General features: G+C 59.3%; 12 protein-coding genes and 2 pseudogenes. 9 read left to right on the top strand and 5 right to left on the bottom strand.

All coding sequences use genetic code 11. The features are described 5' to 3' along the window. Positions 1 to 2: 2 nt before the first annotated feature. Both E2E27_RS19100 and E2E27_RS18865 read left to right on the top strand, forming a co-directional pair. A pseudogene (locus E2E27_RS19100) lies at positions 3 to 442 on the top strand (LysR family transcriptional regulator); the annotation flags it as partial. Continuing rightward, positions 442 to 546: pseudogene (locus E2E27_RS18865) on the top strand (DUF3363 domain-containing protein); the annotation flags it as partial. The pseudogenes E2E27_RS19100 and E2E27_RS18865, both read left to right, overlap by 1 nt. On the opposite strand, the gene tetR reads toward E2E27_RS18865, so the two are convergent. Continuing rightward, positions 543 to 1169 carry a tetracycline resistance transcriptional repressor TetR gene (gene tetR / locus E2E27_RS17850; protein ID WP_023517523.1) on the bottom strand — a complete coding sequence of 209 codons (627 nt, stop codon included), beginning with the start codon at positions 1167 to 1169 and terminating at the stop codon, positions 543 to 545. The pseudogene E2E27_RS18865 and the gene tetR sit on opposite strands and share 4 nt — an antisense overlap. 104 nt (positions 1170 to 1273) lie before the next feature. On the opposite strand from tetR, the gene tet(G) reads away from it, so the two are divergent. Next, entirely contained in the window at positions 1274 to 2449 is a 1176-nt protein-coding gene (gene tet(G) / locus E2E27_RS17855; protein ID WP_141462102.1) for a tetracycline efflux MFS transporter Tet(G), read from the top strand. An 84-nt stretch (positions 2450 to 2533) separates the two neighbouring features. On the opposite strand, the gene E2E27_RS17865 is transcribed toward tet(G), so the two are convergent. Beyond that, complete coding sequence (locus E2E27_RS17865) at positions 2534 to 3298, bottom strand: IS6-like element IS6100 family transposase (RefSeq protein WP_001389365.1); 765 nt, start codon at positions 3296 to 3298, stop codon at positions 2534 to 2536. On the opposite strand from E2E27_RS17865, the gene E2E27_RS17870 reads away from it, so the two are divergent. Next, positions 3275 to 4549, top strand: a complete 1275-nt coding sequence (locus E2E27_RS17870; protein ID WP_141462104.1) for a DHA2 family efflux MFS transporter permease subunit — start codon at positions 3275 to 3277, stop codon at positions 4547 to 4549. The genes E2E27_RS17865 and E2E27_RS17870 overlap by 24 nt on opposite strands. A 379-nt stretch (positions 4550 to 4928) precedes the next feature. On the opposite strand, the gene E2E27_RS17875 is transcribed toward E2E27_RS17870, so the two are convergent. Then, positions 4929 to 5849: a phosphoribosyltransferase gene (locus E2E27_RS17875; protein WP_141462106.1), complete on the bottom strand. Its 921-nt coding sequence runs from the start codon at positions 5847 to 5849 to the stop codon at positions 4929 to 4931. Positions 5850 to 6072: 223 nt separating this feature from the next. Between E2E27_RS17875 and E2E27_RS17880 the strand changes: the two genes are divergently transcribed. Both E2E27_RS17880 and E2E27_RS17885 read left to right on the top strand, forming a co-directional pair. Continuing rightward, on the top strand, positions 6073 to 6288 hold the full coding sequence (locus E2E27_RS17880; RefSeq protein WP_141462108.1) for a helix-turn-helix transcriptional regulator: 216 nt from the start codon (positions 6073 to 6075) through the stop codon (positions 6286 to 6288). 47 nt (positions 6289 to 6335) lie between these two features. After that, positions 6336 to 6473 (top strand): helix-turn-helix domain-containing protein, encoded by a 138-nt coding sequence (locus E2E27_RS17885; protein WP_234036307.1) that lies wholly within the window; start codon positions 6336 to 6338, stop codon positions 6471 to 6473. On the opposite strand, the gene E2E27_RS17890 is transcribed toward E2E27_RS17885, so the two are convergent. After that, positions 6448 to 7653, bottom strand: coding sequence for a tyrosine-type recombinase/integrase (locus E2E27_RS17890; protein WP_141462112.1), 1206 nt, complete (start codon positions 7651 to 7653; stop codon positions 6448 to 6450). The genes E2E27_RS17885 and E2E27_RS17890 overlap by 26 nt on opposite strands. Before the next feature lie 395 nt (positions 7654 to 8048). On the opposite strand from E2E27_RS17890, the gene E2E27_RS17895 reads away from it, so the two are divergent. Continuing rightward, on the top strand, positions 8049 to 9374 hold the full coding sequence (locus E2E27_RS17895) for a tyrosine-type recombinase/integrase (protein ID WP_082657688.1): 1326 nt from the start codon (positions 8049 to 8051) through the stop codon (positions 9372 to 9374). Positions 9375 to 9593: 219 nt separating this feature from the next. Here the strand turns inward: E2E27_RS17895 and E2E27_RS19220 are convergent, their stop codons facing one another. Further along, positions 9594 to 10301 (bottom strand): TetR/AcrR family transcriptional regulator, encoded by a 708-nt coding sequence (locus E2E27_RS19220; protein ID WP_058454906.1) that lies wholly within the window; start codon positions 10299 to 10301, stop codon positions 9594 to 9596. A gap of 122 nt (positions 10302 to 10423) precedes the next feature. Between E2E27_RS19220 and E2E27_RS17905 the strand changes: the two genes are divergently transcribed. Together E2E27_RS17905 and E2E27_RS17910 are read left to right on the top strand one after the other, a co-directional pair. Then, on the top strand, positions 10424 to 11842 hold the full coding sequence (locus E2E27_RS17905; protein WP_058454905.1) for an amidohydrolase family protein: 1419 nt from the start codon (positions 10424 to 10426) through the stop codon (positions 11840 to 11842). A 25-nt stretch (positions 11843 to 11867) separates the two neighbouring features. Then, positions 11868 to 14231 carry a TonB-dependent receptor gene (locus E2E27_RS17910; RefSeq protein ID WP_231726127.1) on the top strand — a complete coding sequence of 788 codons (2364 nt, stop codon included), beginning with the start codon at positions 11868 to 11870 and terminating at the stop codon, positions 14229 to 14231. The last annotated feature ends 5 nt before the right edge of the window (positions 14232 to 14236 follow it).

Here is a 14236-nt window from a genome sequence, read left to right on the forward strand (position 1 = left end):
CCATGCGGCGCACCCGTCATCGCAGCTTCATGAATGGCGGTATCCTGTCCGGCAGGATACCGCTCATTTCCCTTGTTCAGTTCATGGCCGTTGCCGAGCATCTGAATTTTCGGCACGCGGCCAACGCGCTCGGCGTCAGTCAGTCGAGCGTCAGCGCGCGCGTGAAGGCGCTGGAGAAAATCTTGGTGTCCTGCTGTTCGAGCGCCATGCGCGATGCGTCCGGCTAACGGATGCAGGCAGACATTTCATGGAGCTGGTCGCGGTGGGCGTCGATCAGCTCGATCACGCCGTCAAGACCGCCGACATGACAGCGCAAGGCGAATGCGGCCGGCTACGCATCGGTGTCTATGCCCTGATTCCGGGCAGCTTCCTTGCAGAGCTGGTCGGCCAGTATCGGAAGGACCATCCCAATCTCGACATCGAAATCACGGAGGGCACCGCTGGCGGCCGGTCATCGACCGCCAGCTCGGCCGCGAGGTCATGGGCGTCGTGCAGGGCGGATCGGAATCGTGGCAACTCGCGCGGCAGAGGGGGATAAGCCTCTAATCTGTTGTAGATGAACGTAGCCGCTCGAAACCGGTGATGAGGCTGTCAAGTCCGAAGTTGAACGCAGCATCTATGCCTTCTGTTTCCAACTCGTGAAACAGATCGTGCAGGAAGGACGATGCTGCCTGCCCGGACACATCTGATCTGTCCGACATTCTCTCATCGGCATCAGATGCCTGCTGCTCGAGAACGGAACCGACCACATAGTGACTGACCGCCCGGAGCGCCCAAACAGCGTGCTTCGGACCAAAGCCCGCCGCGCAGAGAAAGCGTATTTGTGTCTCGGCAGTGCCAAAATTCGGTTCTGTCGGTCGAGTGCCGGCATGGATGCGCGCCCCGTCGCGATAATAGAGCAACGCCGTTCTGAAACTCTGGGCGTTCTCTTTCAGGAATAGCCGCCAGTCTTCGTTCTCTTCGGGTAGCGAGCGGGTGTGGCGTTCCGTCAACATCGCCTCCGCAAGTGCGTCAAGCAGCGCGCGCTTGCTCTGGAAATGCCAGTAAAGCGCAGGCTGCTGAACCTTGAGGCGTTCAGCGAGCTTTCGCGTCGTCAGGTTGTCCATGCCAACCTCGTTCAGCAGCTCCAGCGCCGCTGCGATCACGGTGCCTTTGTCCAGTTTGGTCATTCACGTTCCTCTGCCAGTGCTTGACAATTTATCAACGATAATTTCTATGTCTATGTTCTTATCATTGATAAAGTCGCTCGCATTGAGCGGCGCTGGAGTTTCAGGTGCGCAGCTCTGCCATCATCGCCCTGCTGATCGTCAGTCTCGACGCCATGGGACTCGGCCTCATCATGCCGGTCCTTCCGACGCTTCTGCGCGAGCTTGTGCCGGCGGAACAGGTCGCTGGTCACTATGGTGCTTTGCTGTCACTCTATGCGTTGATGCAGGTCGTCTTCGCGCCCGTGCTTGGAAAATTTTCAGATGCTTACGGCCGGCGTCCGGTGCTTCTGGCTTCTCTTGCGGGGGCCGGAGTCGATTACACGATTATGGCATCAGCGCCGGTCTTATGGGTTCTCTATATCGGCCGACTCGTTTCTGGCGTCACGGGAGCAACCGGAGCCGTAGCTGCCTCAACCATTGCCGATTCGACGGGGGAAGGTTCTCGCGCACGCTGGTTCGGCTACATGGGGGCCTGTTATGGAGCAGGCATGATTGCCGGGCCAGCACTTGGTGGCATGCTCGGTGGTATTTCTGCCCATGCTCCGTTTATCGCCGCTGCCCTTCTCAACGGCTTCGCGTTCCTGCTTGCCTGCATTTTTCTCAAGGAGACTCATCACAGCCATGGCGGGACCGGAAAGCCGGTTCGCATCAAACCATTCGTTCTGTTCCGGCTGGATGATGCATTGCGCGGGCTAGCTGCGCTTTTCGCAGTCTTCTTCATTATTCAACTGATCGGCCAAGTGCCTGCGGCCCTATGGGTCATCTATGGCGAGGACCGTTTTCAGTGGGACACCACGACTGTTGGTTTGTCGCTTGCGGCATTTGGAGCAACACATGCGATCTTCCAAGCGTTTGTTACCGGCCCGCTTTCAAGCCGGCTTGGAGAGCGGCGCACGCTACTCTTTGGCATGGCTGCGGATGCGACTGGCTTCATTCTTCTGGCTTTTGCCACGCAGGGATGGATGGTGTTCCCGATTTTGTTGCTGCTTGCCGCCGGAGGTGTTGGCATGCCGGCCTTGCAGGCAATGCTTTCAAACAATGTCAGCAGTAACAAGCAAGGAGCTTTACAGGGAACGCTTACAAGCCTCACAAATCTAAGCTCTATCGCGGGACCGCTTGGCTTCACGGCACTCTATTCTGCCACCATAGGAGCATGGAACGGTTGGGTTTGGATTGTCGGCGCGATCCTCTATTTAATATGTCTGCCAATACTACTCAGACCTTTCGCAACTTCATTGTGATTGAGTCATGGCGAATTGGTATGCGTAGACGGCTCTGTTGCAAAGATTGGCGGCAGTCAGAGGTAGGCTGTCGCTCTGCGCCGATCAGGCGGCTGCTGCGAAATGGTGGTTGAGCATGCCCATGGCCTCCGTCAGCGCCGAGGGCCCAATGCCAAAAGCTCTCTCCACAAGGCGCACCTCGCCCCTGATGCCGGGCTGCAGGCACCAGGGGCGAGCCTGTCCTTTGCGCAGGGCTCGCATGACTTCGAATCCCTTGATCGTGGCATAGGCCGTGGGGATCGATTTGAAACCGCGCACCGGCTTGATCAGTATCTTGAGCTTTCCGTGATCGGCCTCGATCACGTTATTGAGATACTTCACCTGCCGGTGGGCCGTCTCCCGGTCCAGCTTTCCTTCGCGCTTCAATTCGGTGATCGCTGCACCATAGCTCGGCGCTTTGTCGGTATTGAGCGTGGCAGGCTTTTCCCAGTGCTTCAGGCCTCGCAGGGCCTTGCCCAGGAACCGCTTCGCTGCCTTGGCGCTGCGGGTCGGCGACAGGTAGAAATCGATCGTGTCGCCCCGCTTGTCGACTGCCCGGTACAGGTAGGTCCACTTGCCCCGCACCTTGACGTAGGTTTCATCCAGGCGCCAGCTCGGATCAAAGCCACGCCGCCAGAACCAGCGCAGCCGCTTCTCCATCTCCGGGGCGTAGCACTGGACCCAGCGATAGATCGTCGTATGGTCGACCGAAATGCCGCGTTCCGCCAGCATTTCCTCAAGGTCGCGATAGCTGATCGGATAGCGACAATACCAGCGCACCGCCCACAGGATCACATCACCCTGGAAATGGCGCCACTTGAAATCCGTCATCGTTCCGTCCGTCCAATCTCCGCCAAGCATGCTCAAGCTTCACGATTTTTGCAACAGAGCCTCGGACAGGGCATTTTCGGGGCCTTTCTGATGCCTATGTCGCAAACCCTGCTGCTGCGCGTATTCCCGCCCGAGCAGCAAAACATCGGCATGGGCATGTGGGCAATGACGCTGCTGCTTGGGCCTGCACTCGGCCCGATCATCGGGGGCTGGCTGACCGATAACTGGTCCTGGCACTGGATATTCCTGATCAACGTGCCAGTTGCCCTGCTTTCCATCATCGGCGGGGCCGTCCTGCTCCGCCCGATTGAAACCGAACGCCGCGTCTTGCCAATCGATTATGTTGGCCTTGTTCTGCTGGTTATTTGGGTCGGCTGCTTGCAGGTCATCCTCGATATTGGCCGCAACCATGACTGGTTCGGTGACCCGCTGATCGTCGTGCTGGCTATAACGTCGGCTGTCGCATTCCTGATTTTTGTCGTCTGGGAACTCACCGAAGACCATCCCGTGGTCGATCTGCGCATTCTGCGGCATCGGGGGCTGAGTGTCAGCCTCGTAGTCCTCTCAATCAGTTTCGGCGCCTATTTCGCGGGCTTTGTGATTGTTCCGCAGTGGCAACAGGCATGGCTGGGCTTCACCGCGACGCAGGCAGGCTATTCGTCTTCATTCTCGGCGATCGCGGGTCTCCTGACAGCACCGCTTGTCGTGATGCTGATGCCGCGGCTCGATCCCCGCTTGCTGGTTTCGGGAGGCATCGTTTGGCTGGCCGTGATGGGGCTCTTGCGGACATTCTGGGCCACCGACAGCGATTTCTGGACACTCAGCATACCCCAATTCGTTCAAGGGCTGGGCATGACTTTCCTGATGTTGCCGATCATCAACCTGACGTTGAGTACCGTGGACGAGCATGAAGTCGCATCAGCCGCAGGCTTGCAAAGTTTCATGCGTACCATTGCGACGGCATTCGCGACTTCGGTTTCGCTGACCTATTGGGGCGACACCCAGCGCGCGGCACGCAACGATATAGCGGGCGTTCTGCAACCGGACGCTGAAGGCGGCGCAATTGCCGGACTGGGCTTCTCACCCGAGGGTGCGCGCCAAATGCTGAGCAACATGGTCGAGGTAGAGGCCACGACCCTGTCTGTGCTGCACGTCTTCTGGACGACATCCGCAATTCTGCTGATCGCTGCGGCACTCATCTGGCTAGCGCCCCGGCCCAAGCGGAGCGGCGGCGTGTCGATGGGGCATTGAACGCGCCTGTTGGGGGAAGTGACGGAACGGGCGTGGTTCACCGCATCCAGCCAAGAATAGCGTCCGCCTGCCCACGGGAATCGTGCGGTGAACTCCTCCAAGTCCACCATCTCGACAGGATCATTGGTGTCGAGTCCTGGAAGTGAAGGGAAGCGTGACGGGCGGGAGATGAACCAACCGAAGCAGTTAACGGCGAGTGCGGCGGAGCTTTCGGGACTCTCAAGTTTGACTGACCCTACTTCGTTTCTGCCAGCAGCGCCAAATCGATCCAAGACATGTTCGACTGGAACACTGGGAAGAAACCCTGTCAAACTCAACGCGGATTCGTTGCCATCATCCGCTTTTAGACCGCGACTATGCAAAGTTCTTACGTCCTCAATCAGTCACCTGGCTCAACCGCTGTCTGGAGACCTCGGCCACGTGCTTCGACTGCTGCCTGAGCCAGGAAATCCTCGATGGCGGCAACGGAGTGCTGACGACATAGGTTGAGGGCTTCGACTTCCGTGAGGCAGTCGATCCCGTAGCCGAATTGGCTTTTCCAGAGGTCGTCAAGTGCTTGGCCATGATGCTCCCATAACACAATTCGGGTTGCGGGCTGAAATGAAATTATGCGCGCGTCCCGGCTCTCGGTCAGGGTCGTGATCGCGATGACCTCTCCGCCGCGCGCCTCGACGTAACCGCGCAGGTTGGCGAGAGTGCCGCCAAGGCCGACGTGATCGTCAACAAGCACATAGTTTGCACCCGGCTGGACCTGCCCTTCGAACGTCGCCGGGGTAACCAGCCGCTGAAATGCCGGGGCACGGGTATGGCCGACTTTGTTTGTCTGGACGATTTCACCGGCGATGACGGGGGTTCCAAGTTCGCTGCCCAACACCTGCGCCATCGCATCGGGGATCGCGTTGAATCCCGTCAACTCGTCGGCCACGACCGGCAGGAGCAGAGTAGGCCGATTGCCGATGATCTCGTGAAGACTCACTATTCCATCTGGCGACAGTAGATCGGATGCCAGCATGAGAGCCGCCTCGGCATCCCCCGCCTTTGCGGCGGCGTAACCCGGATGGTTATCACGTGTGCGGACATCTGTGTGGATCACTACATCGGGGAAATCGGGTGGCCAGGGCAATCGGGTTGGCAATGGGTTGCTCATCTCGTGAACATGCCCACAGGCGGGTTGAAAAGCCAGAACCCGATAGCGCGCACCAAGTTGAACCGGCAATTTGCGCGATTCGCGCGCAAAATCCACCGATGCCGACGCAGATTTGCGGCGATGACGGCGCAAATGCCCGACGATGAAGCGCATTACCGCAAAACTCTTGTTTGAACTGCTTTCCGCGCCCTCGCATTTCTCGCCGCGCCTTTCCGTCTCATGCCTTCTATTGCCTTGTCATGGCGTCCTTTTCCCAATCCATCCGACTGCGCCCTGCGCTACGATGTACCGGAAATGTTCTTGCCTTCGCGAAGCAGGCCGCCAATCCTTGGTCTCGGGAGGTTTCATCAACTGCCAACTTATGGAAGCAAGTCCCATGTCGAATGCCGAAAAGATCATCCGCCTCAAGACCGTTCTCGACCGCACCGGCCTTTCCCGCTCCACGCTCTATCGCAAGATCGCCGAGGGGACATTTCCGCCCCAGGTCAGGATCAGCATCCACGGTGCGGGTTGGCATGAATCGGCAGTGAGCGGCTGGATCGCCGATCCTGCTGCCTACCGCCACAGTCAGAGGGAGAGCCGGGTGTCATGAACGCGCTCCCTGATCCAATATGCGTCCGGGTCAACGATGCCGCCCGCATGATCGGTGTGGGCCGGACCAAACTCTACGAACTAATTGCCAGTGGCGAAGTGCAGGCCGTCAAACTTGGCAAGTCCACCCGAATTACCACTGCGAGCTTGCATGAGCTAATCAGGCAGCAACGCGATCCTCTGTAGGCTCTGCCGCCGCATCGGCTGGCGTTGCCTCGGCGCGGGGCGGGCTATCCAGATAGTCCGCCCACAGCTTCATCAAGCCGCGCCGCTTCTCGAAAAAGTCAGTTCGGCGATAGGCAGCTTCAACTTTGTCGGGCAGTTTGTGGGCCAAAGCCTTGTCTGCCACCTCCTTGGGATATTCGGTGCATTCCGACGACCAGTCGGTAAAGGCGGAGCGGAAGCCGTGAACCGTCACGCCGCTTATGCCGTCATCGCGCAAAAGCTTCGTCATCGTCATGTCGCTGATCGGCTTCTTTCCATCCTTGGAAAAGACGAGGCCGATATCGCTGGCGCGCTCGTCCCATCGCCTGCGGAGCAATGCGACCGTGGGTGCGGACAACGGCACGACATGAGTTTCGCGGGCCTTCATACGCTCGCCGGGTATAGTCCAGACCGCGTTGTCCAGGTCGAACTCTGTCCAGACTGCAAGCCGGGTTTCGTTCGATCGGACAGCGTTGTAGATCGTGAAGCGCAAGGCGTCGCGCCCGATCGTCGGCGCAGCGTTCGCCAATTTCCGCATGAGGGCAGGGACTTCAGCATAGGGCATGGCCTCCATGTGGCCGCGCTTGTCGTTCTGGCGCGGTAGCCCCTTGCGAACGGATCGCAGTGAAACTTCCTCCGGCACCCAGCCTTTGACGTGGGCGAAATCCAACACCACGCCGATGCGCTGCAACATGCGCCTCGCCGTTTCGGGAACCTCCAGCCAGATAGGGGAGAGCGCCTCGGCAACGCAGGCGCTATCGACCTGATCGACTTGCTTCCCTCCGATCCGGGGAAAGACATGCCGCTCAAAGCCAGACAGCCAACGCGCGTGATGGCCCTCCTTCCAACCGTCGCCAAGTGTTTCATGGCAGCTCCGGGTTGCGACCTCGAAGGTCGGGATGACCTTCCGTGCCTTGCGGCGCTCGGCAACAGGATCGAAGCCTTCGCGCACTTGCCTGCGCAACTTGGAGGCGGCCTCACGCGCTTCGGCTAGCGAAACGTCCAGTGCTGAACCCAGCCCATAGTCGCGGCGCTGCCCATTCAACTGCATTCGCAGCATCCAAGTCCGCGCACCGCTTGGCTTCACCAGCAGGCAAAGGCCACGGCCATCGACGTGGCGACCGGGCTTGGCATTCTTTACTTTCAGGATCGTCAGCGGCATCAGGTTCGAGTCCCTGTTAGGGAATCACACCCCCGAAAAGGCGGCATTTTGTTCCCACAATCGTTCCCACATTTCGGCGGGAATTCAGGCAATTCGAAGCGACCGACCGCGAATACGTTACAAGATAAATCGCTGATTTTACAGTGGACTTAAGGACGTTCTGAAATCGCCTGAGACGAAAGTTATAGCGCCTCCTCCGCTACCATCCCGGATTGTCCACCGGTGGCCCACTGAGGCCACTGGCAGACATTTTTCGAGGAAAATCAAATATTTTTCGCGTCCCGTTGCGTACGCCGGCGTCCCGGTGCGACCCGCTGCGGCCACCCACGGCGATTTGGATTGGGGGTATTTTGGGGGTATTTTTCGGCTGTCCCCAAAACAGGCGATACCCCCAGATGGCTTTGAAAGAACTTGAGGTCAAATACGCCACCAAGCGGCAGCGCCCCTACAAGCTGTCCGATGGAGAAGGCCTGCACCTGCTCGTCCAGCCGAACGGATCGAAGCTCTGGCGCCTGAAATACCGCTTCGACGGCAAGGAAAAACTGCTGAGCTTCGGCAAATATCCGACCGTCACGCTGGCGATCGCCCGCGAGAAGCGGACCGAAGCCAAGCGGCTGCTCGATCAGGGTGAGGACCCCGCCGAGGCCAGGAAGCGGGCGAAGAAGCAGAGGGCCGCGCTCAAGCTGTTCGAAGAGATTGCGCGGGCCTGGCACGCCAATCGTATTGAAGGGCTGGACTCGGCCCATGCCCTGCGCGTCATCAACCGGATGGAGCGCGACGTCTTTCCGGTCATCGGGAAGCGTCCGATCACGGAAATCGACCCGCCCGAGATTCTCGAGATGATCCGCGCGGTCGAAGCGCGCGGCGCCCTCGATATCGCCCGTCGCCTCAAGCAGAACGTCAGCCAGATCTATCGCTTCGCGATCGCGAGCGGCTGGGCGACCATCGATCCGACGCTCGGCCTCAACGATGCGCTCAAGCCCAAGCCGCCCGTCAGGCACATGGCGCGCGTGCCGCTCGCGGAGTTTCCGAAGCTGGTGCGGGCGATCTTCGCCTATGACGGCGAGGACACGCCGCGCCGCCGCGAGATCACCCGTGACGCGCTGCTGTTCACCTTGCTCACATGGGTCCGAACCAGCGAAACCCGCTTCGCGGCCAGGGACGAGTTCGAGGATCTCTATGGACCGAACCCGCTATGGCGTCTGTCGCCGGAGCGCATGAAGATGGAACGTGAGCATCTTGTTCCGCTGTCCCGCCAGGCCGCAATGATCGTTCAGCGCCGCTTGCAGGCGACGAACGATGCGTTCCTCTTTCCCGGAGCCAAGCCTGGAAAGCCTATTTCCGAGAACACCATGATCTATGCCTGCTACCGCATGGGCTATCTTGGCCGGCAGACGGTGCATGGGTTTCGGGGGCTCGGCTCGACCTGGGCGAACGAAGCCGAACGCTACAAGCCCGACTGGATCGAGATGGCGCTCGCCCACGAGGATGAGGACGAAGTGCGCGGCGCCTATAACAGCGCGCTCTATCTCACCCCGCGAAGGCGGATGCTGCAAGATTGGGCCGACGTGATCGACGCGGCAACCGCAGTGTCGGATGTCGAGAAGGATCCTATCGAGTTCTCACAGCTCACGGGCTGTTCTGCGCCCATCCAGCGCTTGCCGCCGAGCGACCGGAGACAGCCGTATTGGCAGCGCCCTCGTTGGGCGGCTTCGCGATAAGCGTCACGGCTCGGAACCGCTGATTAAGAGCGCGGCTTTCCACCATAATTATTATAAACGTCAGTTACTTAGATGCATCCGTGAATAGTGGGACTGAACAATAAGAAGCAGTATCGTATCATATCCTACCATGCCCTACGTCACAAATTCACCTACGTCGGAAGAGCGCCCTCATGGCGGACATTCGTTCAATCAAGCAGGCAATCACGGTGAGCGGCATCAACCATCGAGCTTGCCAATGCCCTGTACCCTAAGACACGATAACAATCCCCCCACGCAAAAGTCCTCCATGGCCTTCAGGGTCACCGAGATGTTCCGTGAAGAAAGTCGCCCACCCGACATGTGATCGATCCGGCGATTGTCGGCGAATGTGTACAGCGTACAGCTCAGAATAAACTGATAGGCCTGCAAGGCATCATCGCGCGATGACTTTGGTTTGATAGATATCATCGCCTCGACATATCGGCGAGATATTTCATCAAATAGCGGTGCAACTATTTCGTCCATCCAGAGTTGCACGCCTGCTATCTGTGAGATGAGGCGACAATAATTCATCCACCCCGGCTCACCGGATTCAAAACGGCTCAAGAGGGGGCCGTAAAATGCGCGGATGAGAAGTCGAGCCGATGCTTCCGGGCGATCTGGATCGAGGTCCAGCTCCGCAAGCCTTCGCAGCCGCTCTTCGTTCAACCACGCGCTGCGGCGTTCTATGACTTCCGTGAACAGCGCTTCCTTGGTTCCAAAATGATAATTCACAGCGGCGAGCCGTGTGGACGCTGCATCCGTTATTTCTCGCACCGAAACGCCGAAATAGCCCCGGTCCGCGAACAGCGACTCGGCGGCGTCCAGGATCTGCTCGCGCAGATCCGGTCGTTCCGTTTGCGGCTTGGAGATTGCCTTTTTTGGCTTAATATCTGGTAATTTCAATCATCTTCTCCCCCAAAAGCGCCCCGAATTGACATGTGAGTGGAACGTTCGTATCACTCGATCAAGGACGCGCAGCCTACGCTGGCTTCCGTCACAAAAATAGATGGTAGGGGAACGAAACTGTGAGACCGATCCTGATCCGTAACGGCTATGTCATCACCGGCGATCCTGCGATCGGCGACGTGCCCAGTGGGGATGTTTTGATCGTGAACGGACGCATCGCTGAGATCGGTCAAAACCTTCACCATGATGAGGCAGAGGAGATCGACGCGACCGGCACGATTGTAATGCCAGGCATGGTCGATACGCATCGGCATACTTGGCAGACTCAGCTACGCGCGATTTGCGCCGACATGAGCCTCATGCAGTATATGCGCTGCATCCGCTTCAACATCTCGCCCGTCTATACGCCAGAAGATGTCTATGTGGGCAATTATATCGGCGCCCTAGAAGCTCTGAACGCCGGGATCACGACGCTCTATGACTTCTCACATACGTCGCACAGTCCGGAACATGCCGATGAGGCCATCCGCGGCCTGCGGGACGCCCGGATTGCTGGCCTCTATGCCTACGGCTTCTATCCAGCACCGGTCGACCGGCCTTATTTTACGAGCGTCGACCAACGCATCGCCGATGCGGAACGGATAAGGACGCAGCATTTTTCGTCGGACGATCAGCGGCTGGGCATGGCGGTCGCGATCACCGAGGTCGGGATGTATCCGTTCGATTCGACGCGTAAGGAGATCATGACAGGCCGCCGACTTGGCGTGCAGCAAACAATTCACACGAACTGTTTCTGGGGCTCCGCTTTTTGCAGCGGTATAGAGGAACTCGCGGCGGCCGGACTCCTTGGACCCGACCAGGTCCATGTGCATTGCAATTCCGTGACAGACAACGAACTTCGCCTGCTCGCCGATAATGGCGCCAAGGTTTCATGCACGCCCGATACGGAACTGCAGATGGGCATGGGCCACCCCTTGATCGGCCGCGCCCACGATGTCGGCATCAAGCCTACACTTGGGGCCGACGTTATCTCCTGCAACGGTGGCGACCTACTCACGCAGGCACGCCTCGGTCTTCAAGACGCGCGCGTCCTGGCCAACGATCCGGTCAATGCGCAAGGTCGGATGCCTGAGGATATCCCATTCAAGGTACGTGACGCGATCGCGTGGATGACGATCAACGGCGCGGAAGCGATGGGTCTTGATCATCGCACGGGATCGCTCACGCCGGGCAAGGATGGCGATATCGTTCTCATCGCGCCCAACGACTTCAACCTCATGCCGCTGAACGACATGGTGGGCGCGGTCGTGCTGCAGGCTAACGTTTCCAACATCGATACGGTGGTCCTGCGCGGCGAGGTCGTGAAGCGCCACGGTCGCTTGACTGGCGTCGACTTCAAGCAGTTGCTCCGCATGGCGGAGGGCTCGCGCGAGCGGATCATGGAGCAGGCCCTGCGTCGCGGTCCGCTCGTTCCGCCGCCCAACACCACGGCAATGGCAGAGATGGAGGAGACCGCGCGCCAGAACCTGGCCGCATAGCGGGGTAGGAAACCAAAGGCGCCGCATGAACCGCGTCGGCGTCCAACGAGGAGGGGATTACGAAATGGATAAGCTTTGGCCGCGCGCCGCGCGGATCGGACTTCTTTTGCCTGCGGTCGTTGGCACAAGCGCTTACGCACAGACTGAGCCGGCTTCATCGGCTGCGAGCACTCCGCAGCCGGAGGCCGTATCGACGCCCGCCGCACAGGATCAGGGCGCCGGTCTTCAGGACATCATCGTGACTGCGCAGAAGCGCAGCGAGTCGGTGCAGAAAATTCCTCTCGCGGTGACGGCCCTATCCGGCAATGACCTCGCGAAGGCGGGCATCAACAGCATCGAGGGTCTGCAGGCCGCCGTCCCCAATCTCAACCTCGGCCAGCAGCTCGGCGTCGCGAGAATCTCGCTGCGCGGCATCGGCCTCGACAACCTCAGCACCGGCGCCGAGGGAAGTATCGCTTTCCACCTCAACAGCGCGTTCATTTCGCGCGGCGCCGCAGCGCTCAGCGCATTCTACGACGTCGATCGCGTGGAAGTTCTGCGCGGGCCACAGGGCACGCTCTATGGCCGCAACGCGACCGGCGGCTCAATCAACCTCATAACGCGCCAGCCCACCGACACGTTTTCGGGTTATGGCGATGTCACGGTCGGCAACTATGGTCGTTTGGCGTTCGACGGCGCCGTCAGCGGCCCGATTGTCTCTGATAAAGTGCTCGCGCGGATCGCTTTCTCGACGGACGACCGCAACGGCTATGGCCGAAACATCACGACCGGCACTAGGATCGACGACACCAATGCCCGTTCGATCCGTGGTACGCTGAAGCTTTTACCCGCCGACGATCTCACCATCACTCTGATCGCCGACTATCATCGAGAAAATGACAACGCGAACGGCTATCATTATTTCGGACCCGCGGGCCAGACTGCCAGCGGCCAGACAATCACACCTTTCGGCATTCAGTTCGGCGGCGTCACCGCAAGCAATCCGCGCGATATCGCAAACGAAGCCGATCCGTTCAACCGGCGCACGATCTGGGGTGTCAGCAGCGAGATTGCATATCGATTCGGCGGCGTCACAGCCAAGTCGATCACGGCCTATCGCAGCACGAAATACATTACCGGATCGGACCTCGATTCCACCAGTTTTCGTCTCGCGCCGATCTTCCAGAACGAAGACGACAAACAGTTCAGCCAGGAGTTTCAGCTCTCGTCCGAATCCGACCGGTTCCGATGGCTGCTGGGGGCATTTTATTTCCACGAAAATGACGCCGGCGCGATCATCATTCCCTACAATGATATTGGCTTCGGCGGTCCCGGCGTCATCCGCCAGGGCTATTATGCCGGCGGGCGTCTCGAGACTGATGCCGGCGCCATCTTCGGGCAAGCGACCTACAATCTGACCCCGGAGATTCACCTCGTCGTCGGTGGCCGTTACAGCATCGAGCGAAAAGGCATTTCCGAACAGCTTCAGTTCGACCTCGCGCGACCCTATTCGCCCGCCAATCCCGTCGCGCCGCTCGCCCAGTGCGGAGCCGATATCCCATCGGTCCCGACCTGCCAACCGCACAAGACCTTCCGATCCTTCACGCCGAAAGTGGCGCTCGAGTATCAAATCACGCCCGACGCTTTGCTCTACGCCTCGGTTTCGCGAGGCTTCAAAAGCGGCACCTACAATGTCGGCGGCGTGCAGCCGCCCGTGAAGCCGGAGAAGGTCACGGCCTATGAAGGGGGCCTGAAATCGGAATTCCTCGATCGGCGGCTCCGCATAAATCTTGCCGGCTTTTATTATGATTACAAGGATCTCCAGGTCGGCAAGGTGGTCAACGCGTCACTCGCGCTGGAGAATGCGGCGACAGCGACGATCTACGGTGCCGAGCTCGAGTTGCGCGCGCGCCCCACGCCCGACTTAGAACTGGGTCTGACCGGCTCCTATCTCAACGCCAAGTTCGACAGTTTCATCAGTATCGATCCCGCGCGACCCGGAGGTGACGGGCGCACCGTCGACCCGGCGACCGGCGCACCGGCTTTCAACAACGCCGGCAACCGCCTGCCGCAAGCCCCCAAATGGACGGTCGACGCCATGGCACAATATACCGTGCGCTCGGACCATGGATCCTTTGCCCTTCGCGGAGAGGTCTTGTGGGTCGATAAGGTCTATTTCAGTGCCTTCAACGTTCCGCAGGTGTCGCAGCCGGCAAAGACCAAGCTCAATGCCTCGCTGATCTACACCGATCCGGGCGATCGCTGGAGCGTGACCGTCTACGGCAAGAATCTCGCCAACAAGACGTACATCTCAAACGCCTTTGTCAGCTCCAGCATCGTGGGATTTGGCGTCAACGGCTTCCTCGAGGAGCCGCGAACCTATGGCGTGACCATCGGGTATAAGTTCTAGCCGGG

Origin of the sequence: Porphyrobacter sp. YT40 (assembly GCF_006542605.1) — a bacterium.
GTDB lineage: Bacteria > Pseudomonadota > Alphaproteobacteria > Sphingomonadales > Sphingomonadaceae > Erythrobacter.